Origin of the sequence: Brachybacterium sillae (assembly GCF_025028335.1) — a bacterium.
GTDB lineage: Bacteria > Actinomycetota > Actinomycetes > Actinomycetales > Dermabacteraceae > Brachybacterium > Brachybacterium sillae.
On sequence record NZ_JAFEUW010000001.1, the window covers coordinates 199441 to 220682 of the forward strand.

The following is a 21242-nucleotide window of genomic DNA, read 5'->3' on the forward strand; positions in this document are numbered from 1 at the left end:
GCGTCACCGTGGCGCGGCGGCCGCCCCGGCCCCGCCCAGCATCAGGCGCCGCTGCCAGAACACGACGGCGCTCGCCGCCGCCACGTTCAGGGAGTCCACGCCCCCGGCCATGGGGATGATGACGTGCTGATCGGCGGCCCTCAACGTGGCGGGGGTCAGGCCGTGCCCCTCGGCGCCGAGCACCAGTGCGACCTTCCGATCCGGCCCCAGATCCGCCGCATCCAGCGCCACCGCCCCCGGCGTGAGCGCGAGGGCGAGCACATCGAACCCGGCCTCATGCAGCAGCTCCACCCCGTCGACCGGTGCCGGTTCCCCGGGAGCGTGCGGCGCGTGCGGCCAGGCCCCCAGGCGCGCCCACGGCACCTGGAACACGGTGCCCATCGACACCCGGATCGACCGCCGGTACAGCGGGTCCGCGCACCGTGGCGTCACCAGCACCGCATCCACCCCGAGCGCCGCCGCCGAGCGGAACATGGCCCCCACGTTCGTGTGGTCGACGATGTCCTCCAGCACCGCCACGGTGCGGGCGCGCTCCAGCAGCGTGCGGGGGTCGGGCAGCTCCGGTCGCTGCATCGCCGCGAGGGCCCCGCGATGCAGATGGAACCCGGTGAGCTCCTCCAGCAGCCCCTCCTCCCCGACGTACACGGGGACCTCGGGGAAGCGGTCCACCAGCGGCGCGAAACGCTCCACCCACTTCGGCGCCATGAGGAACGACAGCGGCCGCATGCCCGCGTCGAGCGCTCGGGAGATCACCTCGTAGCTCTCCGCCATGAACACCCCGCGCTCCGGCTCCAGGCGGGAGCGCAGGCGCACGTCGGTCATGCGCAGATAGTCGTCGAGTCGGGGATCCTCGACGGAGTCGATCGGGACCAGTGGCACCGGTGGGGACCGCCGCTCAGCCCAGACGCACGGCGCGAGCCGTGAATCGCCCGTCGTGCCGCTCCACCACCAGCGGCAGCCCGAAGGTGCGGGTGAGGTTCTGCGAGGTGAGGGTCTGCTCGATCGGACCGGCGGCCACCACCGTGCCGCGGCGCAGCAGCAGGGCGTGGGTGTACCCCGGCGGGATCTCCTCCACATGGTGAGTCACCAGCACGGTCACCGGGGTCGCCGGGTCCGACGCGAGCTGGCCGAGGGTCCGCACAAGCTCCTCGCGGCCGCCGAGATCCAGACCGGAGGCCGGTTCATCCAGCAGCAGAAGCTCCGGGTCGGTCATGAGGGCCCGGGCGGAGAGCACCCGCTTGCGCTCGCCGGTGGAGAGGGTGCCGAACATGCGGTCCGCGAGGTCGCCGACACCGAAAGCCGCCAGCAGCTCCCGGGCGCGATCCTCGTCCTGCGGGTCATAGTCCTCGGCCCAGCGACCCACCCGTGAGTACCCGGCGGTGACGACCACATCCAGGGCGGTCTCCTCCACCGGCACGGTCTCGGCGAGCTCCTGGCTGGCCAGGCCGATCAGGGGTCGCAGCTCGAACACATCAGTGCGGCCCAGGCGCTCACCGAGCACATCGACCTGCCCGGACGTCGGGTGCAGACGGGTGGCGAGCAGCCGCACCAGGGTGGACTTCCCGGCACCGTTGGGGCCGAGGACCACCCACCGCTCCCCCTCGCCGATCGTCAGCGACACGGAATCCAGCAGGTTCTTCCCGGAACGGCGCACGACCACATCGTGCAGGGCGGCGGCAGGGGCGGCAGCGGCTTCGACCATGCTCCGAGCCTAGCGCCGGGAGGCGTCCGCGAGGGTCGCGGCCGGCCGCACTGCGGCGGCTCGTAGACTGGCGCGCGCCGACGACGCCGCCGCAGGAGGTCACCGTGCCGCACCGTCCCGTCCATCTCGCACCCGACGCCGGGTCCCTCACCGCCGACCGGATCCGCGCGGAGATCGACACCCTGGTGGCCGACTCCGGCATCCCCGTGGAGTTCCCGCCGGAGGTCCTCGCCGCCGCCGAGGAGGCTGCCGGACAGGACCCCCACGCCGAGGCCGACCGGGCCGACCTCACCGACATCCCCTTCGTCACCCTCGACCCGGCCTCCTCCACCGACCTCGACCAGGCGATGCACCTGGAGCGCGTCGCCGATGGCTACCGGGTGCGGTACGCCATCGCCGATGTGCCCTTCGTCGTCGACCACGACGGCCCCGTGGATCATGAGGCCCGCCGCCGCGGCGCCACGGTCTACCTTCCCGACCGGCGCATCCCCCTGCATCCCGAAGTGCTCTCCGAGGGGGCCGTCAGCCTGTTGCCCGGGAAGGGCACCCCCGCCTTCGTGTGGACCATCGCCCTCGACGCGCGCGGGGAGGCCTCCGAGGTGCAGCTGGAACGGGCGGTGGTCCGGTCGGTGGCGAAACTCGCCTATGACCAGGCGCAGGACGAGCTCGATGCCGGGGGCGGCCATGAGCAGATGCACCTGCTGCTGGAGATCGGACGTCTGCGGGCCGCCCTGGAGGCGGAACGCGGTGGCGCCAGCCTGAACGTTCCGGAGCAGGAGATCGTCACCGAGGACGACCGGGTGCGACTGACCTGGCGCACGCCCCGCCCGATCGAGGACGCCAACGCCCAGATCTCCCTGCTCACCGGGATGCAGGCGGCCCGGATCATGCTCGATGACGGTGCCGGGATCCTGCGCACCATGCCTCCGGCCGAGGATCGCGCCGTGGAGCGGTTCCGCCGCCAGGCCCGCGCGCTCGGCGCCCCCTGGGAGGACGGCGTGCCCTATGGCGAGTTCCTGCGCTCCCTGACCTGGGAGGACCCCCGGCACCTGGCGCTGCTGAACCAGGCCACGGCGCTCTTCCGCGGCGCCGGTTATGCGGCGTTCACCCGTCCGGAGGAGGCCCCCGAGGATCCGCGTCAGGCCGCGATCGCCGCTCCGTACGCTCACACCACCGCCCCGCTGCGCCGACTGGTCGACCGGTTCGTGCTGCTCACCTGCTGGCATCTGGTGCGCGGGCAGGAGCTGCCGGGGCCCCTGCGGGAGGTGCTGCCGGCCGTGCCGACGATGATGGACAGCGCCGCCGGTGCCGCCGGGAAGCTCGAGCGCGCGGCCCTGGAGCTGGTGGAGATCGCCGCCCTGGTGGGTCGGGAGGGCGAGGAGTTCGACGCCGTCGCGATCGATGTGCGGGAGGCGTCAGCGGCCGCGGAGGGCCGTGAGGCCCGCCCGGCGCGGGTGGAGGTGCAGCTGCAGGAGCCGCCGATCACCGCCTGGGCCGAGGGTGTCGCGGAGCTCGGCACGGCGCTGCGGGTGCGCCTGACGCGGGCCGACCTCGAGCGGCGCCGCGTGCGCTTCGAGATCGTCGCCGGCTGACCCGGACACGCGCCGGACGTCGCGCCGATCCCCACCGGCGGTCCCCACCGGCGGTCCCCACTGCGGGGGTGGCACGCCCCCGATCAGGGACGACCGGCCTCCAGCACCGTCCGGTACACCTCGAGGGTGCGTTCGCCGATGGACTCCCAGGAGAAGTGCTCGGCGGCGTGGCGGCGGGAGGCCTCCCCCATCCGCCGGGCGCGCTCCGGGTCGGCCACCATCCGCGTCAGGGCGGCGGCCAGATCGCGCACGAAGGTGTCCGGGTCGCGGGGCGTCCCGGTGCCGTCCTGCTCCTGATCCAGGTGCACCAGGTCCCCGGTCTCGCCGTCGACCACGACCTCCGGGATGCCGCCGGTGGCGGTGGCGACCACCGGGATCCCACAGGCCATCGCCTCGAGGTTCACGATGCCCAGCGGCTCGTAGACGCTCGGGCACACGAAGGTGGTGGCGTGCGAGAGCACCTGGGTGAGTTCATGCCGCGGCAGATGCTCGGAGATCAGATGCACCCCGGTGCGGGTGCTCTGGAGCTCCCGCACCAGGGAATCGACCTCGGCGGCGATCTCCGGGGTGTCGGGGGCGCCCGCGCACAGCACCACCTGCACCCCGGCGGGCAGTTCCCGGGCGGCGCGCAGGAAGTAGGGCAGTCCCTTCTGGCGGGTGATGCGGCCGACGAACACCACCGTCGGGGCCTCCGGGTCGATACCACGGGCGGTGAGGGCATCGGTGGCGGGGTTCGGCGCCCAGTCGTCGACATCGATGCCGTTGTGCACCACATGCACCCGCTGCGGGTCGACCTGCGGGTAGGAGCGCAGGATGTCCTCGCGCATGCCGGCCGACACCGCGATCAGACCGGCCGCCCCCTCATAGGCGGTGCGTTCGGCGTAGGAGCTCAGGGCGTACCCGCCGCCGAGCTGCTCCGCCTTCCACGGACGCAGCGGCTCCAGCGAGTGGGCCGAGAGCACGTGCGGGGCGCCGTGCAGCAGCGACCCCAGGTGCCCCGCGAGGTTCGCGTACCAGGTGTGCGAGTGGAGCAGGTCGGCACCGGCGCAGTCGGCGGCGATGGCGAGGTCCGTGCCGAAGGTCCGCAGAGCGGCGTTGGCGTCGGCCAGCTCCGCGGGCTCGGGGTAGGCGGTGGTGCCGTCCTCGTCGCGGGGGCCGCCGAAGCAGCGCACCTGCACGTCGATGTGGCGACGCAGCACGCGGGTCAGCTCCGCCACGTGCACCCCGGCGCCGCCGTACACCTCCGGCGGGTACTCCTTGGTCAGCAGGTCCACGCGCATGGTCATCCCTTCGGTCGGTGTCCGGTGTTCACTGTCCGGTGCTCGGTCTCACGTGGTCGGCGTGCTGGCCCGGGAGTGACTGCTCGCTGCGGCCGACCAACCCGGTGGACCGGGTGTGAGCCGGTCCACATGCAGGCATTATGCTCCATACATGGTCTCGAAGAAGGTCCTCGCGATCGTCCTCGCCGGTGGCGAGGGCAAACGCCTCATGCCCCTCACCCTGGATCGTGCGAAGCCCGCCGTGCCCTTCGGTGGCATCTACCGACTCATCGACTTCGCCCTGTCCAACATCGTCAACTCCGGATACCTCCGGATCGTGGTGCTGACGCAGTACAAGTCGCACTCGTTGGACAAGCACATCGCCCAGACCTGGCGGATGAGCTCCCTGCTGGGGAACTACGTCGCGCCCGTGCCCGCGCAGCAGCGCAAGGGCAAGCACTGGTACCTCGGCTCCGCCGATGCGATCTACCAGTCGCTGAACCTCATCGAGGAGGAGAAGCCCGACTACGTGGTCGTCGTCGGCGCCGATCACGTGTACCGCATGGACTTCTCCCAGATGGTGGAGGCGCACATCGAATCCGGCGCCGAGTGCACCGTCGCCGCGATCCGGCAGCCGATCGAGCTGTCCGACCAGTTCGGCGTCATCGAGACCACGCCGGAGGACCCCACCACCATCGCCCGTTTCGTGGAGAAGCCGAAGCACACCGAGGGTCTGGCCGACGATCCCTCGCAGGTGCTCGCCTCCATGGGCAACTACGTCTTCACCGCGGACGCGCTCGTCGACGCCGTCACCCGCGACGCCGAGCGGGAGGACTCCGCGCACGACATGGGTGGCGACATCGTCCCCTGGTTCGTCGACCGCGGCGCCGCCGGGGTGTACGACTTCATCCGCAATGACGTCCCCGGGTCCACCAACCGCGACCGCGACTACTGGCGCGACGTCGGCACGCTCGATGCGTTCTACGACGCGAACATGGACCTCATCTCCGTCCACCCGGTGTTCAACCTCTACAACATCAAGTGGCCGGTGTTCGCGGGTGTGCGGAACGTGCCGCCGGCGAAGTTCGTGCACGCCGCCGACGGCCGGATGGGTTCGGCCGTCAACTCGATCGTCTCGCCCGGGGTGGTCGTTTCCGGGGCTTCGGTGTCGAACTCGATCCTGTCCCCCGGTGTCGGCCTGCACTCGTGGAGCAGTGTCTCGGAGTCGGTGCTGATGGACGGGGTGCAGGTGGGCCGCCACTGCCACATCCATCGGGCGATCATCGACAAGTCCGTGATCGTGCCGCCGCGCACCCAGATCGGGCTGGACCCTGAGTTCGACCGTGCCCGCGGGTTCACCGTGACCGACTCCGGCATCACCGTGCTCGGCAAGGGAACGGTGATCGAGCCGTCATGAGCGATCCCCGGGCCCTGCTGGTCAGTGATGTCGATTCCACCTTCATCCGTCAGGAGGTGATCGAACTGGTCGCCGACCATGCCGGGACCCGGGAGCGGGTGGAGGAGATCACCGACCGTGCCATGCGCGGGGAGCTCGACTTCGCCCATTCCCTGCGGGAGCGGGTGCGCACCCTCGCCGGGGTGCCGGTCGCGGCGCTGCAGGAGGTGACGGCGCAGCTGGAACCGACCCCCGGGGCCCTGGAACTGGTGGAGCGCTGCCGTGCCGCGGGTGTGCGCACCGCCCTGGTCTCCGGCGGCTTCCACGAGGTCGTCGACCCGCTCGCGCAGAGGGCCGGGGTGGACCACGTGGTGGCCAACCGTTTCGGCGTGCAGGACGGCCTGCTCACCGGCGAGCTCGACGGGCCGATCGTGGATGCGGAGGGCAAAGCCGCGGCACTGCGGGAGCTCGCCGCGCGGTATGGGCTGCCGCTGGCCCGGACGGTGGCCGTCGGTGACGGCGCCAATGATGTGCTGATGATCCGCGCCGCCGGTCGAGGTGTCGGCTTCCGTCCGAAGCCGGCGCTGCGCGCCGAGGCGGATGCCGTCATCGACGGGGACTCCCTGGTGGAGGTCTGGCCCCAGATCGAGGCGGTCCTGGGCGCGGAGAGCGTCTGACACCGGGCCCGTCACGCCGGGCGCCGGAGACCCCCGCCCGGGCTCAGGGGCGCACGACCGTGTGCAGGGTGAGACACTCCTCGCGCAGATCGGACCATTGCTCGAGGGGACCGGACAGGACGCTCATCGCGCCGGTCGGCAGACCGATGCGCGCCTGCGCGAGGGACCCGGAATCGGACTCCTCCCCCGCCAGCAGCGTCGACAGCATCGACATGGTGGGCTCGTGGCCGATCACCATCACCACGTGGTGCTTGTCCTTGCGGGTCCGCAGCAGATCCAGCACCGGCTGCGGGCCGCTCTCGTACAGGTCGTCGTGGAAGGTGACGCGGCCGTCGAAACCCGGCATGGACGACAGCACCGCCTCCCAGGTGGCGCGGGTGCGCGCCGCGGTGGAGACCAGCACCCTCGTCGGCCGCACCCCCTGTGACTCGAGGTACTCGCCGATCAGCCGGGCCTGGTTGCGGCCCTTGTCGGTGAGTTCCCGCTCGTGGTCCTGCTCCGCGGCGCTCTCGGCCTTGCCGTGGCGCATGAGGAGCAGGAGGCGACTGTCAGGGTCGGAAGCGGTCATGGCGCCGGGGTCACACCTTCATGGAGCTCGAGCTGTGGGGATGCAGGGGCGCCCCGCACGGGGCGTCCGTGCTCAGTGTCCCATGCCGAGACCGCCGTCGACAGGGATGACGGCGCCGCTGATGTAGGAGGCGTCCTCGCCGGCGAGGAACGCCACCACGCGGGCGACCTCCGCGGGGTCGGCGAACCGGCCCGCCGGGATGGCCTTGCGGTAGGAGTCCTTGAGGTCGTCGGGCAGCGACGCGGTCATGTCGGTGTCGATGTACCCGGGGGCGACAACGTTGGCGGTGATGCCGCGCGAACCCAGCTCGCGGGTGACGGAACGGGCGATACCGACCAGGCCCGCCTTGGAGGCGGCGTAGTTCACCTGACCCGGCGACCCGTACAGGCCGACCACCGAGGAGATCAGGACGATGCGGCCGCGGCGGGCGCGGATCATGCTCTTGATGACGCGGCGGACGCTGCGGAAGGCGCCGGTGAGGTTGGTGTCGACGACCGACTCGAAGGACTCGTCACTCATGCGCAGCAGCAGCTGATCGTCGGTGATGCCGGCGTTCGCCACCAGCACAGTGATGGGGCCGTGCGCCGCCTCGACCTCGGCGATGGCGGCGTCGAGGGAGGCGCCGTCGGTGATGTCGGCGGCGACCGTCAGGGCACCCTCGGGGCCGCCCTGCCCGGAGCGGGAGGTCACGGCGACCTTGTCGCCCCGACGCAGGAACTCCTCGGCGATGGCGCGGCCGATGCCGCGGTTGCCTCCGGTGACGAGGACGCTGCGGGGCTCGGTGGCGGGGGCATCGGTCATGGTGGGCGCTCCTGGGATGCGGCGTTCGGCGGTGGTCGGGACGGTGCGCGGGGCCGACGATGCCCCAGGTCGGCACCAGTCCGGTGATCTACGATACGGGGCGACCGGGCGCCCGCGCCGCGGGCGCCCCAGCCGACCACTCCGGAGGGGAACTCACCATGGCGTATCGCTTCAACCCGCCGCCGAACTGGCCGGTCGAGCCGGGCTTCACCCCGCCGCCGGGATGGCAGCCGGATCCGGAGTGGGGCCCTGCCCCCGACGGGTGGAGCTTCTGGGCACGCGACGACGAGACCGTGACGTCGCCCGCGTCGGCCTCGTCCGACCAGCCGACGGTGCAGACCAACGAGCCGGTCCGTGAGCCCGAGCCCGTGCGGGAACCGCAGCCGGTGCGCCCGGAGGAACCGGTCCGTGAGCCGGAGCCCGTGCGTGAGCCGGAGCCGGTGCGCCCGGAGGAACCGGTCCGTGAGCCGGGGCCGGTGCGGGATGCCGAGCCGATCCACGGGACGCAGCCAGTCCGTGAGTCCGTGCTCGGGCCTGAGACGACCCGCGAGGCGCCGGTCCCCACGGAGCCTGCGCCCGTGCACGAGAGCGGCCCCACCCATCGGGCGGAGCCCGTCGGGGTTCAGGGTGACCGTGTCGATCTGCGCGACGACCGCCGGACCGTCGACGATGCGTCGCGGGATCGCGTGCACGTCGAGGATCGGCGGGCCGATCAGTCCCACCCCGCTGTCTCGCGCGAGGACCGCGTGCACGTGGAGGATCATCGCGAGGCGGGCATCGCCGCGGAGCCGGGTGTGCGCACCGATGAGCGGACCACCCAGACCCCGGCGCCCGCTCCCGGCCCGGCGCCCGCTCCCGGCCCGGCGCCCGCTCCCGGCCCGGCGCCCGCTGCCAGCCCGGCGCCCGCTGCCAGCCCGGCGCCCGCTCCCAGCCCGGCGCCGCGCGGACACGACTCGGGTATGAACCGCTACTGGTGGGTCGGCTGCCTGGTGCTCGGTGGTCTGCTGCTCGCGCTGATGGCCCTGGCCGGACTGTTCCTCGGCGGTTCCGAAGGTGCGGCCTCCTCCCTCGGCGTGGTCCTCGAGTCCGCCGCCATCCCGGGCGTCGCGTCGGTGTGACCGGGACGTTCAACCCGCCGCCGCACTGGCCCGAGCCGCCGGCCGACGATTGGGAACCCCCCGAGGGCTGGCGGCCGGATCGTGCCTGGGGGGACGTCCCCGCCGGGTGGCGCCTGTACGCGCGCCCCGGGGACGTCGTGGGCGCTGAGGAGGGCCCGCTGCGGGATTCCGCAGAAGTTCCGGCCAGCGGTGCCCGTCCGGAGCCCCGACCGGAGTCGTACCCGGTGGCGGTCACCGCGCCCGGCAGCTGGGAGGACACCCCCGCGCCGCCCGAGGACCACGGTTTCGGTCCCGCCCCGGAAGAGCGGCGACGTCCCCGGTTGCGCCTCGCCGTCTCCATCGCCGTCCTCGTGCTCGCGGCTCTCGTGGTCACCGCGACCGTGCTGGGCTTCCGCGCGCTCTACCGGTACGGCACCGGGGAGACCCCGAGCAGTGCCTCCGCCGCCGCGGTCGCTCCCCTGCCGGGAACTGACCCCCTGTGATGGCCGAGACCCCCCGCCGAGCCCACGAGCCGGTGCCTCCCGACGATGCCGCCCGTTCCTCTGGCGCCGCCCGCCCCGCCGGCCGGTTCGCGGCGGGTCCCCTCGCACTGATCGTCGTGGCAGTGATCGCCTGCCTGCTGCTGGGTATGTGGCAGTGGGGCCGGTTCCAGGACCGCCTGGCCGAGGCCCGGCAGCTGGAGACCATGGCCCGCGCCGCGCCCGTGCCGCTGGACCGGATCGCCGCTCCCCTGCCCACGGACCAGGCGTGGCGGCCCGTGGCGGTGCGTGGCACCTACTGCGCGAGCGCCGACTGTGTGCTGTATGTGCGTGGTCGGGTGGAGCAGGGCGACGTCGGCCTGTGGCAACTGGTGCCGTTGCGCACCGAGCAGGGCACCACCGTGCTGGTGGTGCGCGGCTGGGTTCCGGAGGGCCCCGACGGGTCCATCCCCTCCGACCCGCCGCCGATCCCCGGCGGCGAGGTCACCGTTACGGCACGGATCCGCCCGGCCGAACCCACCCTGCCGTCCCGTTCCGACCCTCCCGGTCAGGCGCAGACCGTCACACCCCCGGTCATCGCCTCCCGGCTCTCCCTGCCTGGTCCCGTCCGCGAGGACGCCTATCTGGTGGCCGAGGCGGAATCGCCGCAGCCGGCTTCCCGGCCGCGCCCGATCGCCCTGCCCGAGCCCTCGCTGGGCCCGCATCTCGCCTACGCCGTGCAGTGGTGGCTGTTCGCTCTCGCCATCCCCGTCGGGGTGGTCGTCACACGCCGCCGCAACGCCCGTGACCGGGAGGACGCCCCCACCTCCGCAGCCCACCGCGACCGAGCCCCGAGCCGGCGCGCCCCGACCCGTCGAACCCCCAGTGACGAGGAGGCTGAGGATGCCCTTCTCGACGGCCGCTGATACCGACGGCACCCGCACGCCCCGGTCGCGGTTCGGCCCGGGACCGCGCCCGCGGGTGATCGCCCACCGGGGCCTCGCCCTCGACGGCGCCGAGAACACCCTGCGGGCCTTCTCCGACGCCCTCGCCGCCGGCGCCGACATGCTGGAGACCGACACCCGGGCCAGCTCCGACGGCACCGCGTACGCCCTGCATGACGAGACCATGCGGCGGGTGGCGGGTGATCCGCGGCCCGTCGCCGCTCTCACCGCCGCGCAGCTGTCGCGGATGCGGATCGCCGGGGCCGAACCTCCGGCCGCGCTCGCTGATGTGCTCGGTTCCTTCCGTGACGTCATCGTGAACATCGATGTCAAGGACGCTCGCTCGGTGCTCCCCGCCGCCCAGGCGATCGCCCGCACGGGGGCTGTCGACAGGGTGTGCGTCACGTCCTTCGATGATCGGGTGGCGCTGCGGGCCGTGGCGCAGATCCGACGGCTCACCGGCCGCACGCCGCGGCGCAGCCCCTCGCGGGGTGGGATCGCCCTGGCTCTCGCCCTGTGGTCGGTCGAGGCACCGGAGGTGGTGCTGCGGCGTGCCCTGCGGCCGTATCAGGCGCTGCAGGTGCCGATGCGGCACGGTCGGTGGCGGATCGTCACGCCCCGGTCCGTCGCGGCGGCGCACCGCGCCGGCTGTGAGGTGCACGTGTGGACGATCGACACCCCGGCCGGCATGCGGGAGGTCCTGGCGTTGGGGGTGGATGGTATCGTCACCAACCGGGCTGATCTGCTCGCCGGGTTTCTGGCGCGGCGGTGACGTCCCCGCTCTGAACGTCCGCCGAGCAGCCGCCCCTCCCTGCGGGAATGCCCGGGCCGCTCGCCGCGTTGAACCGTTGAGCCCGTCGTCGACCTCAGGAGGTCCGCACCGATGAACAGCCGCAGCCTGCGTGGAACGCGCCTCGGCTCCCTCAGCATGGAGACCGATGAGGGTGTGCTCGCCGCGCCCCGTCAGGACGCCGTCTATGACTGCCCCAACGGGCACACCTTCTCGCTGCCCTTCTCCATCGAGGCCGATGTCCCGGCCGTGTGGGAGTGCCGCTGCGGCGCGACCGCCCTGCTACGCGATGCCGAGAAGCCCGAGGAGAAGCCGCAGAAGCCGCAGCGCACCCACTGGGACATGCTGCTGGAGCGCCGCAGTGAGGAGGAACTGCAGGTGCTGCTCGATCAGCGTCTGGAGCTGCTGCGCGCCGGGAAGCTGCACAGCACCCGCGGCTGACCCGCACCCCCGAACCGCACGACGCCCCACCCGGGATCCCGGGTGGGGCGTCGTGCTTCTGCCGCGGGTGCCACCCCGAGGGTGTCCCGGAGCGCGGCACCGCCGGCGGTCGCAGGCGGTCGGGGCTGCGGGTCCGGATCAGGGGCGCAGCTGCGGTGGCGTCTCCGGGGAGGAGGCGGCGCCGGACGGATCAGAGGGGTCGTCGGTGCGGCGCACCACGATCTCCCCGTCGATGGTGCCGGGGCCGCGGAACAGCATCCGCCGGGCACCCGGAACACCCGTCGGCACCGCGATCCGGGAGACGGTGCGTTTCTGGACCGGGGTCAACAGCAGCACGAGGCCGGCCACGTCCGTGAGCAGACCGGGGAACGCGAAGAGGGCCGCGGCGAGCAGGGTGAACGCAGGTCGGCTGAGGTGGTCCTGCACCCGTCCGCGTCCACGCACCGCGCGGATCAGAGATCGCACGCGCGAGTACGACTGCTGTCCGGCCGCGACCACCAGGGCGACGGCGATGATCAGCCCCAGGGCGACCGCGAGCAGCGCCCAGGCCACACCGGCCCATCGTCCCAGCAGCACCAGGCCCGCCAGCTCCACCAGGCCCACCAGCAGCACCAGCAACGGCCAGGCCCACCCGGGCAGGCGGCGCCGCCGACGGGGTCCGCTCGGCGACGGGGGGATCGGGGGGATCGTGGTGCTCATCGGATGCTCCTTCCGCGCCTGCGGCGCAGGCTCTCACGCAGCTGCCGGGAGCGGTCCTGCACGCCCCAGACGGCGACGTCGACCAGGGCCTCCCGCACGATCCTGCCGGTCATCTTGCTGGCTCCCTCGGTGCGCTCGTCGAAGTCGATCGGCACCTCGACGATCCGGGCGCCCGCCCGGCGGGCGCGGCGCGTCATATCGATCTGGAAGCAGTACCCCTGGCTGGCGACGTCCTGCTCCAGCAGACGCTCCAGCAGCGCCGCCCGATAGGCACGGAACCCCGCGGTGGAATCGGCCACCGGCAACCCGGTGAGCAGACGCACGTACAGGTTCGCCCCGCGGGAGAGCAGTTCGCGGCGGCGGGACCAGTCGTGGACGTCCCCACCGGGGACGTACCGGGAGCCGATCACCAGCTCGGGGCCGTCCTGATCCAGCGGCCCGGCAGCGGTCAGCAGCCGCGGCAGCTGCTCGGGGCGATGGGAGGCATCCGCATCCATCTCCACCAGCAATCCGGCGCCGCGCTCCAGGCCCCAGCGGAACCCGGCGCGGTAGGCGGGTCCGAGGCCCTCCTTTGCGGTGCGGCGCATCAGGTGGATGTGGTCATCACGGCGGCCCAGCTCGGCCGCCAGATCGGCGGTCCCGTCCGGGGAGCCGTCGTCGACGACCAGCACCTGCGCGGCGGGCACCGCCGCGCGCAGCCGCGCCAGGGTGCCCGGCAGGGTCTGCGCCTCGTTGTAGGTGGGCACGATCACGAGCACATCCATCGGGGCCGACCCCGGCGTCTCGCTCGGGGTGATGTCGTGCCCGGTCATCCTCGTGTGCCTCTCCCCGTCGTGCGTCGTGGGCCGATGCCGCCTCGTCCGTCCGCGGCGGCGGACGCTCCGCGTGTGCTGCCGGCGCCGCTGCGCGGCACGGGCCGCCGCAGGAGCGTGGCCGCCAGCGCGGCCATCGCCCCCACCACGATACCCAGCGGGATCAGGCGATCCGCGAGCATCGCGGGGGTGTGACCGCTCATGAGCGGGACGTCCGCGGCCACCGCCCCGGCCTCCCAGTGGTCCACGAAGGCCAGCTGCCGACCGTCGGGGGTGTAGATCGCGGATTCCCCGACGGTGGAGACGTGCACGATGCTGCGTCCGCTGACGACCGCCATCACCCGCGCCTGCGCCAGCTGTTGGATCGACTCGTACGAATCACCGAACAGAGCATTGTTGGACTGCACGACGATCACCTCGGCGCCACCGTCGACGAGGTCCTGCACCAGCTCCTCGTAGGCGATCTCGAAGCAGATCAGCACGCCGATGGTCCGCCCCCGCACCTGCATCAGCCCGGGCTCACTGCCGGCGCTCATGTCCACCGGCACCAGTTCCACCTTGTCGCTCAGGCGCCGGAAGACATCCCGTGCCGGGATGTACTCCCCGAACGGCACCGGATGGCGTTTGGCGTAGGAGTCGACGACGCGGCCGTCCGCGTCGTACTGCAGGGCGAGATTCCAGCGACGCTCCTGCGCATCGAGGGACTGGGTGCCGACGATCAACGGAGCGCCGGCATCCCGCGCCCGCTGTGCGAGGGCGTCTCCCCGCGCGGTGTCCTGCCGGGGATCCCAGCCGACGGAGTCCTCCGGCCACACGATCAGATCCAGCGGCTCTCGGGCGTCGCGCGCCTCAGCGATCACCTGGTCGGTGACGTCGAGGTGGTGGGAGAAGGTGGTCTCCGGCATCACCAGCTGCTGCGGCTCGATGGGATCCACGTTGCCCTGCACCCCGGCGATCCGCAGGCTCCCGGTGCGCTCCAGCGACGGATGCGGCACCAGCAGGCAGGCGAGCACCACAGCGATCACCGCCGACACCGGCCACAGTCCCCGCAACCGGTCGCCGCCCCGGACTCGCCCCAGCAGCGCGAACAGACCGAGCCCGAGCAGTTGACCGAGCAGGGCGACCACCACTCCGAGGCCGAAGACGCCCGTCCACGGGCCGAGGTTCAGCAACGGTGAGGCGGACTGTGAGAACGCGGCGATGCCCCAGGACAGGCCGCCCCACGGCACCGTGGAACGGAGCACCTCGACTGCGCCCCACAGCAGTGCCAGCATCAGCGCACTGACCAGACCAGGGCCGCGCCGGCGCAGCACCAGGTGGGCCAGGGCGGCGTACACCACCAGGTACAGGGCCTCGAACACCGCGAGGGCCACCCACGGGGTGGCCCCGGCGTACATGTTCGCCCACTCCGTGAGCGGCAGGAAGAACGCCAGACCGGCGACCACCCCGGCCGCCAGCGCGACCGGGGCGGTGCGAGTGTGCACGGCGAGGGTCAGCAGGGCGAGTCCGACGGGGAACAGCGCCCACAGCCCGTACGGGGGGAACGCCAGCAGCAGGCACAGCCCGGCGGCGAGGGCCGCCAGCAGTGCCGGCCCCGCCGGGGTCGTGGCGAAGCGGCCGCCCGGCGTGGGGGCAGGACGCTGCTCACGATGACGGCTGCGGGCATCCCGGCCGGTGACGCGGGAGGTCATCCGCGCTGTCCGGGGGTCGTCGCGTCCGGGCCGCCTGTCGACTCCGGCTGGGCATCGCTGCCGAGCAGGTCGTGCACGACGCGGCCGCGCACGACGGTGCGCAGCGCCGCCGGGGCGCCCTCGGTGAGGTCCGGCAGCATCGGGGTGCGGGATCGAGGGTCGGTGGACCAGGTCTGGATGCGCTCATCCTGCCCGCGGACGGTGAGATCCCAGGGCTCCCACACCACGAACGTCGCCTCGACCCCCGGCAGCAGCGAGCCCGGGTGGGCGCGGCCGCGCAGGCGCTGACCGGCGCGGCTGGCCGCGAGGAACGCGGCGCGGTCGCTCAGGCGCTGGTCGGGATCCCCCTCGTGAGCGACGGCCCGCACCCACTCCCAGGGGCTGCGGGCGAGGTCCCCGCCAGAGCCCAGGGCGATCGGGACCCCCTGCCCGGCGAGGTCGAGGTAGGGCACGGGCTCACCCTGCAGAGGGGCGACCACCCGCATGCCCTCGTGGGTGCCGGGCTCCCACGGCAACCGGGCGATGATCCCGAGGCGGGCGTCCTCCGGCGTCGGATCCTCGGTGGTGACGCCTCCGGCGGTGCCGGCGCAGGCGTCGACGAACCCGGGGGTCACAAGGCTGCCGGTCGCCTCCACCCGCGGCACCTCGGGGAACAGCACCGCGGCGGAGTCCTCGGGGCCGATCCACACGATGGTGCCGTCCTCCACCACCACGGCGGAGGCCTCCGGGTCCTGCGTGGAGTACAGCACCACGCCGGTGTAGAGGACGGCCCCCGACCCCTCGGCGTCCCCGCCCGAACGGCCGCCCCCGGTGCCCGGCGCCTGCTGCGGCTGGTGCGGTCCCTGGGCGTGCGGGGTGCTGGTCACGGTGCTGGTCCTCTCCCTGGGGTGGTGACGGTCGGATGGGTTGTGACGCGGTGAGGCGATGCCTAGCGGTCGATGTCCTGGGCGACGATACCGCGGCGCACCGCTTGCACGGCCTCCCGCGCGGCCGGGCCGATGTCCGGCAGTGCGGTGAGCTGTTCGAGCAGGTCGATCACCTGGCGGCAGTGACGCACGAAGTCCCCGGCGGGCAGGTCGCTGTCCCCGAGGGCCGCCGCGACGTGCAGGCCGCGGGCCCAACGGTGGATGATCGCTGACAGTCCCGGGTCGGGCGGATCGGTCGGCTCCAGGCCGTGCCGCACCTCGGCGGCGTGCAGGGCCTCAGCCCGCTGCAGGGTGCGATCCAGGGCCCGGGCGACGGCCGGGTCGGGCGGCAGCTCGGCGGCGCCGCGTTCGTCACGGCGGGGTTCGTGGATGGCGGCGGACACCACGGCGGCCAGCCCCGGGGCATCGAGGCCGGCCCAGTCGCCGTGCTCCAGGCACTCGGAGATCAGCAGGTCGCGTTCGGAGAACAGATGCCGCAGCCGCAGTCCGCGCTCGGTCGGCACCAGGTCCTCCCCCTCCCGCTGCAGGTGGCCGAGCTCGACGAGCAGGCCGCACAGCCGGTCGAAGCGCCGCGCCAGACTGGAGGTGCGCCCCTCGATGCGGTGCTGCAGGTGCCGCAGCTCCTTGCGGGTGGATTCCTCGCGGCGGATCCACCGCAGGTGCTGCTCCAGGTCCGGGCAGGAATGCACGGGGTGCTCCCGCAGGGCGGCCCGCAGCTGCTGCAGCTCCGGGTCCTCCGCAGCGGTCGAGGGGGTTCGCTCGGCGCGGCGCCGCACCTCGCGGCGGGGGTCGTCGTCATGCCCCGCGAGGCGCTGCCGCAGAGCGGAGGCGGTGTCGCGGCGGACCTTGGCGCTGCCCAACCGATCCGGCCGTGGCAGCCGCATCTGGTCGATGACCGCCGGCGGGGAGGGGACGTCCGCGGGCATCACGGTCCGCAGTCGTCCCTGCACGTCGAGCAGCGTGACCCGTGGCCCGTGCAGCACCGCCTTGTCGACGTCGATCACCACGCCGTACCCCTGACGCTTCCCCCCGGGCAGGGCCACGATCTCGCCGCGACGCAGGGATCGCAGGGCGGCGCCGGTGCGGTCGCGGTCCTGCTGGGCGCGGCGGCGCGACAGTTCCTTCTCCCGCTGGGCGATGCGGTCCCGTAGCTGCGCGTACTCGTGGGCGTCACCGCGGTCGCAGTGCACGGCGGAGGCATAGTCAGCGGCGGTGTCCTCTAGCTCCCGGGCACGGCGGGCGAGCCCCACCACGGAGCGGTCCGACTGGAACTGCGCGAAGCTCATCTCGAGGATCTCCCGGGCGCGGGAGGCGTCGACGCGGCCCAGCAGATTGACGGCCATATTGGCGGTGGGCCGGAAGGCGGAGCGCAGCGGGTAGGTGCGCCTCGAGGCAAGGGACGCGACCGCCTCCGGATCGAACCCGGGGCCGGCGACGACCACCGCATGCCCCTCGGTGTCGATGCCGCGGCGACCGGCCCGGCCCGTCAGCTGCGTGTACTCCCCGGGGGTGAGGTCCGCGTGCTCGACGCCGTTGAACTTCACGAGCCGCTCGAGCACCACGGACCGGGCCGGCATGTTGATGCCCAGGGCGAGGGTCTCGGTGGCGAACACGGCCTTGATCAGGCCCTCGGCGAACAGCTCCTCCACCACGCTCTTCAGCAGCGGCAGCATGCCGGCGTGGTGGGCGGCCAGCCCCGCCATGGCGGAGGCGCGGAAGGCGGGGATCCCGAGGACGTCCTCGTCCTCGACGCCGATCACCGCCAGGCGTTCATCGAGCACCGCCCGGATGGTCCGACGCTCCTGCGGGGTGGTCAGTTCCAGGCGGGCCTGGCGGCACTGCGCGACGGCCTTCTCGCACCCACTGCGGGAGAAGATGAACACGATCGCCGGGAGCAGCGCCTCACGGTCCAGGTGGCGCAGCAGGTCGGTGCGGCGCACCGGGCGGATCGCGCCGGCTCCCCCGCCGGATCGGTATCCGCCGTGGCCCCCGCGGTGGGAATCCCGGTGCCCGCCATGCCGACCGGGGTCCGGTGCTCGGTGGCCGCCGCGGGGCCGATGCGCGCCTCCGGTGCCGGAGCGGTCACGGCGGCCACGTCCGCGGCCCCGGGGGCCGTGCGAGGACGGGACGGTGTCGAGGGCGGCCCGGCGTCGGTCCAGCAGCACCGGGTTGATCTCCCGGTCCCCGCGGGATCCGGGGCCGTGCAGCACGACCGGGTCACCGTCCTCGTCGACGAACAGGTCGAGGATCTCGTCGTCGATCGCGACGTGCTGCCACAGGGGCACCGGGCGGGTCTCGGAGACGATGGTGTCGGTCTCGCCACGGACCTCCTGCAGCCAGGCCCCGAACTCCTCGGCGTTGGAGACCGTCGCCGACAGCGCCACCAGGCGCACCTCCGGAGGCAGATGCAGGATGACCTCCTCCCACACCGGCCCGCGCAGCCGGTCGGCGAGGTAGTGGACCTCGTCCATCACCACGTGGCCGAGGCCCTCGAGGGTGTCGGACCCGGCGTACAGCATGTTCCGCAGCACCTCGGTGGTCATCACCACCACGGGGGCGTCGGGACGCACCGAGAGGTCACCGGTGAGCAGCCCCACCTGCTCCGCACCCAGCCAGCGGCTGAGTTCGGCGTGCTTCTGGTTCGACAGGGCCTTGATCGGTGCCGTGTAGAACACCTTCTTCCCGGCCGTCAGCGCCAGGTGCACGGCGAACTCCCCGACCACCGTCTTCCCGGCGCCGGTGGGGGCCGCGACCAGCACCGACCGGCCCTCCTGCAGGGCCTCGCAGGCCCGCAGCTGGAAGGGGTCGAGCTCGAAGGGGAACCGCTGTCGGAAGGACGCCAGCGGGGTGCCGGCGCGGCGCTTCTCCCGCTGCCAGGCGGCGTAGGCCTCCGACGGTGAGGTCATCGGTCGTTCGCTCCCATGCTCGGGGCCAGGGTCAGCACCCGCACCACCCCCGGCAGCACCCGCACCTGCACCGGCAGCAGGGCCCGGCCCTCACCGTCGGAGTGGGCGCGCAGCATGCGGGTGTCCCGCAGCTCCACGGTGAGCTCGTGGACAGGCTCGACGTGGAACCCCTCCACCCCGGTGTGGGCGCCCCGGAAGACCCGTCGCAGGTTGCGGGCGAGGACGCGTTTGCGGGCGGTGGTGACGGTGACCAGTTCGGCCACCCCGTCATCGGGCCGGGACTGCGGGGACAGTCGCATGCCCCCACCGAACATGCCGGTGTTGGTGACGGTCAGGACGGTCGCATCGACATCCCGGGGTTCCTGGCCGTCGACGGTGAGGCGGAACGGGATCGGCGTGAAGTGCGGCAGCTCCCGCAGCGCGGCGACGGCGTAGCGGGTGCGGGGGCCGCGTCGGGAGGCGTTCGCCCGGGCGTTGACCATGGCGTCGAACCCGAGGGCCACACTGCCGAGGGCGAGCGACCGGTGCGGCGGGACGTCCTCGTCGAGGGAGGTCATCTCCAGGGCGTCGACGGTGACCACCGGACGCGACAGGGAGCGCAGCAGATGCTTCACCGCCGCCTCGGGCGAGTCCGTCGGGATGCCGAGGGCGCGGGCGAAATCGTTGCCGGAACCGGCGGGGACGACACCCAGCCGCACCGGGGTTCCCGCGACCAGTTCGGCGCCGAGGGAGACGGTGCCGTCACCGCCGACGACGACCAGTGCGGTGAGGGTGTCGAGCACCTGCTGGGCCCGGGCCCGGGCCACGTGCACGCTGGAACCGGAGACCTCGACCACGGAGATGCCCGCGAGGCGCAGCAGATGCGCCACCTGTCGGCCGGTGCGTTGGGCGCTCCCGCGCGCTGCGGAGGGATTGACGAGCAGGCCGACGCGAAGTCGGCTCACCGCTCCTCCGCCCGGTCCCGCAGGTCGCGATCCAGGGCATCGCCGCGGAGGCTGTCGAGACGTTCCGGGGCGTCGATGGCCTCGGGGGCGTCATCGATCACGCTGGCCTCGTCGTCGTCGAGGTCCTCGCCCTCGCGGATGCCGCGGCGGCGATCGTTCCAGATCGAGATGCCGACGGCGATGAAGTACAGGGCCACCATCGGGATCGTCATGAAAATCATGGTGAACGGGTCGGGCGTCGGCACCATGATCGCGGTGAACAGGAAGCAGACGAAGACCACCCAGCGCCACGCCTTCAGCATGGATCGACCCGTGATGAGCCCGAGGAAGTTCAGCAGCACCAGCACCACGGGCATCACGAAGGCGATGCCGAAGGCCAGCATGGTCTTCACGAACAGCTGCAGGTACTTGTTGATGTCGATGTTCTGGACGGTCTGCCCGTCGGGTGCGAAACCGAGCAGCAACGGCACGGCCTTGTCCATCACCCAGTACCCGGCCAGCAGGCCGACGATGAACAGGAACACCGCCGGGAAGAAGAAGCCGAGCGCGTAGCGCCGTTCGTGCTTGTGCAGGCCGGGCATGATGAACGCCCAGGCCTGGTAGAGGATGATCGGCGCCGCGAGGATCAGCCCGACGTAGGCGGAGACCCGCAGCTGGACGTCGAGCGGGGAGCCGACGGTGCCGAGGTTGATGTAGGCGGTGACGCCGTCGGCACGGGCCCGCTGGAAGGGCTGGTCGATGAACGCGAAGATCTGGTCGTAGAACACCCAGCCGACGATGCTCATCAGCAGCACCGAGAGGGCACAGATGAGCATGCGGTTGCGCAGCTCCACCAGGTGCTCGCCCAGGGACATACGGCCCTCGGGGTCCTTCACCTTCTTCGGCTTCTTCTCACGCGCCACGTGCGCCCTCACCCTTCGTGCGCGAGGGCCCGGACGATCTCGCCCGGACCCTCGCCTCCCGTCAGTTCTGTCGACGCGGCCCAGCGGCCGCTCCCCCGGGCACCGTCACCCGCTGCGGGGACCTGTGCTCGGGGACCGTGCCGTCAGTCGCGGCGGTAGCCGTCGTCCTCGCGCACCCGCGCGGGCTCGCGGTACGTCTCGCGCTCGCGCACCTCGTAGCTGCGGTCCCGCAGATCCTCGTCACGGTCCCGCACGTCGTACTCGCGGTCGCGGCGGTCGCGCACGTCGTATTCGCGGGTCCGCACGACATCGCGCTCATCGACGTCGCGGTCGCGGCGGCGCGGGCGCTCGTCGCGGTAGTCGGCCTCGTCGTCCTCGTCGCGGCGGCGGTCGTCAGCACGCAGCTCCTCGACCTCGCTCTTGAAGATGCGCATCGACTTGCCCAGGTTCCGGGCGAGACTCGGCAGCTTGCCCGCGCCGAAGAGCAGCAGCACCACCAGCACGAGAACGACCCAGTGCCACGGCTTCATCGCACCCATGTGCAGGTCCTTTCCTCAGGGCCGCCGTTCGCGGCCGGTCCATCGTCCCATAATCCGGGTCGGCGTCCGATGAGAAC

General features: G+C 72.8%; 21 protein-coding genes. 8 read left to right on the forward strand and 13 right to left on the reverse strand.

Going from position 1 to position 21242, the window contains the following annotated elements; translation table 11 throughout:
• Positions 1–3: 3 nt before the first annotated feature.
• Positions 4–822: a TrmH family RNA methyltransferase gene (locus JSY14_RS00900; RefSeq protein ID WP_259556846.1), complete on the reverse strand. Its 819-nt coding sequence runs from the start codon at positions 820–822 to the stop codon at positions 4–6.
• 73 nt (positions 823–895) lie between these two features.
• Positions 896–1702: an ABC transporter ATP-binding protein gene (locus JSY14_RS00905; protein ID WP_259556847.1), complete on the reverse strand. Its 807-nt coding sequence runs from the start codon at positions 1700–1702 to the stop codon at positions 896–898.
• Positions 1703–1806: 104 nt separating this feature from the next.
• On the opposite strand from JSY14_RS00905, the gene JSY14_RS00910 reads away from it, so the two are divergent.
• Entirely contained in the window at positions 1807–3294 is a 1488-nt protein-coding gene (locus tag JSY14_RS00910; RefSeq protein WP_259556849.1) for an RNB domain-containing ribonuclease, read from the forward strand.
• Positions 3295–3377: 83 nt separating this feature from the next.
• Here the strand turns inward: JSY14_RS00910 and glgA are convergent, their stop codons facing one another.
• Positions 3378–4574 (reverse strand): glycogen synthase, encoded by a 1197-nt coding sequence (glgA, locus tag JSY14_RS00915; RefSeq protein ID WP_259556850.1) that lies wholly within the window; start codon positions 4572–4574, stop codon positions 3378–3380.
• Between the two features lie 151 nt (positions 4575–4725).
• Between glgA and glgC the strand changes: the two genes are divergently transcribed.
• Both glgC and serB read left to right on the forward strand, forming a co-directional pair.
• Positions 4726–5970, forward strand: a complete 1245-nt coding sequence (gene glgC / locus JSY14_RS00920) for a glucose-1-phosphate adenylyltransferase (RefSeq protein WP_259556851.1) — start codon at positions 4726–4728, stop codon at positions 5968–5970.
• The gene (serB, locus tag JSY14_RS00925; RefSeq protein WP_259556852.1) at positions 5967–6626 is read left to right on the forward strand and encodes a phosphoserine phosphatase SerB; all 660 of its coding nucleotides are present in this window, start codon (positions 5967–5969) and stop codon (positions 6624–6626) included. Before glgC ends, serB begins: the two co-directional genes overlap by 4 nt.
• A 43-nt stretch (positions 6627–6669) precedes the next feature.
• Here the strand turns inward: serB and JSY14_RS00930 are convergent, their stop codons facing one another.
• The gene (locus JSY14_RS00930; protein ID WP_259556853.1) at positions 6670–7194 is read right to left on the reverse strand and encodes a SixA phosphatase family protein; all 525 of its coding nucleotides are present in this window, start codon (positions 7192–7194) and stop codon (positions 6670–6672) included.
• Positions 7195–7266: 72 nt separating this feature from the next.
• On the reverse strand, positions 7267–7995 hold the full coding sequence (locus tag JSY14_RS00935) for a beta-ketoacyl-ACP reductase (protein WP_259556854.1): 729 nt from the start codon (positions 7993–7995) through the stop codon (positions 7267–7269).
• Positions 7996–8153: 158 nt separating this feature from the next.
• Here JSY14_RS00935 and JSY14_RS00940 point away from each other — a divergent pair, with 158 nt between their 5' ends.
• The 5 genes from JSY14_RS00940 (at position 8154) to JSY14_RS00960 (ending at position 11746) form a co-directional block, all read left to right on the forward strand.
• Positions 8154–9113, forward strand: a complete 960-nt coding sequence (locus JSY14_RS00940; RefSeq protein WP_259556855.1) for a hypothetical protein — start codon at positions 8154–8156, stop codon at positions 9111–9113.
• Positions 9110–9595 carry a hypothetical protein gene (locus JSY14_RS00945; protein ID WP_259556856.1) on the forward strand — a complete coding sequence of 162 codons (486 nt, stop codon included), beginning with the start codon at positions 9110–9112 and terminating at the stop codon, positions 9593–9595. The genes JSY14_RS00940 and JSY14_RS00945 overlap by 4 nt, the downstream gene beginning before the upstream one ends.
• Entirely contained in the window at positions 9595–10497 is a 903-nt protein-coding gene (locus JSY14_RS00950; protein WP_259556857.1) for an SURF1 family cytochrome oxidase biogenesis protein, read from the forward strand. Before JSY14_RS00945 ends, JSY14_RS00950 begins: the two co-directional genes overlap by 1 nt.
• Positions 10475–11287: a glycerophosphodiester phosphodiesterase family protein gene (locus JSY14_RS00955; RefSeq protein WP_259556858.1), complete on the forward strand. Its 813-nt coding sequence runs from the start codon at positions 10475–10477 to the stop codon at positions 11285–11287. The genes JSY14_RS00950 and JSY14_RS00955 overlap by 23 nt, the downstream gene beginning before the upstream one ends.
• A 111-nt stretch (positions 11288–11398) precedes the next feature.
• On the forward strand, positions 11399–11746 hold the full coding sequence (locus tag JSY14_RS00960) for an RNA polymerase-binding protein RbpA (RefSeq protein WP_259556859.1): 348 nt from the start codon (positions 11399–11401) through the stop codon (positions 11744–11746).
• A 138-nt stretch (positions 11747–11884) separates the two neighbouring features.
• Here JSY14_RS00960 and JSY14_RS00965 read toward each other — a convergent pair whose 3' ends face one another.
• From JSY14_RS00965 to tatA, 8 genes are all read right to left on the reverse strand, one after another.
• Positions 11885–12445: an FxsA family protein gene (locus JSY14_RS00965; protein WP_259556861.1), complete on the reverse strand. Its 561-nt coding sequence runs from the start codon at positions 12443–12445 to the stop codon at positions 11885–11887.
• Positions 12442–13257: a polyprenol monophosphomannose synthase gene (locus JSY14_RS00970; RefSeq protein WP_259556862.1), complete on the reverse strand. Its 816-nt coding sequence runs from the start codon at positions 13255–13257 to the stop codon at positions 12442–12444. Before JSY14_RS00970 ends, JSY14_RS00965 begins: the two co-directional genes overlap by 4 nt.
• Positions 13254–14948 carry an apolipoprotein N-acyltransferase gene (gene lnt, locus JSY14_RS00975; protein WP_259556864.1) on the reverse strand — a complete coding sequence of 565 codons (1695 nt, stop codon included), beginning with the start codon at positions 14946–14948 and terminating at the stop codon, positions 13254–13256. Before lnt ends, JSY14_RS00970 begins: the two co-directional genes overlap by 4 nt.
• Entirely contained in the window at positions 14945–15814 is an 870-nt protein-coding gene (locus JSY14_RS00980; RefSeq protein ID WP_259556865.1) for a hypothetical protein, read from the reverse strand. The genes lnt and JSY14_RS00980 overlap by 4 nt, the downstream gene beginning before the upstream one ends.
• Positions 15815–15876: 62 nt before the next feature.
• Positions 15877–18780 carry a DEAD/DEAH box helicase gene (locus JSY14_RS00985; protein ID WP_259556866.1) on the reverse strand — a complete coding sequence of 968 codons (2904 nt, stop codon included), beginning with the start codon at positions 18778–18780 and terminating at the stop codon, positions 15877–15879.
• Complete coding sequence (locus tag JSY14_RS00990) at positions 18777–19724, reverse strand: diacylglycerol/lipid kinase family protein (RefSeq protein ID WP_259556867.1); 948 nt, start codon at positions 19722–19724, stop codon at positions 18777–18779. Before JSY14_RS00990 ends, JSY14_RS00985 begins: the two co-directional genes overlap by 4 nt.
• The gene (gene tatC, locus JSY14_RS00995; protein ID WP_259556868.1) at positions 19721–20626 is read right to left on the reverse strand and encodes a twin-arginine translocase subunit TatC; all 906 of its coding nucleotides are present in this window, start codon (positions 20624–20626) and stop codon (positions 19721–19723) included. Before tatC ends, JSY14_RS00990 begins: the two co-directional genes overlap by 4 nt.
• A 143-nt stretch (positions 20627–20769) precedes the next feature.
• Positions 20770–21165, reverse strand: coding sequence for a Sec-independent protein translocase subunit TatA (tatA, locus tag JSY14_RS01000; protein WP_259556869.1), 396 nt, complete (start codon positions 21163–21165; stop codon positions 20770–20772).
• Positions 21166–21242: the final 77 nt, after the last annotated feature.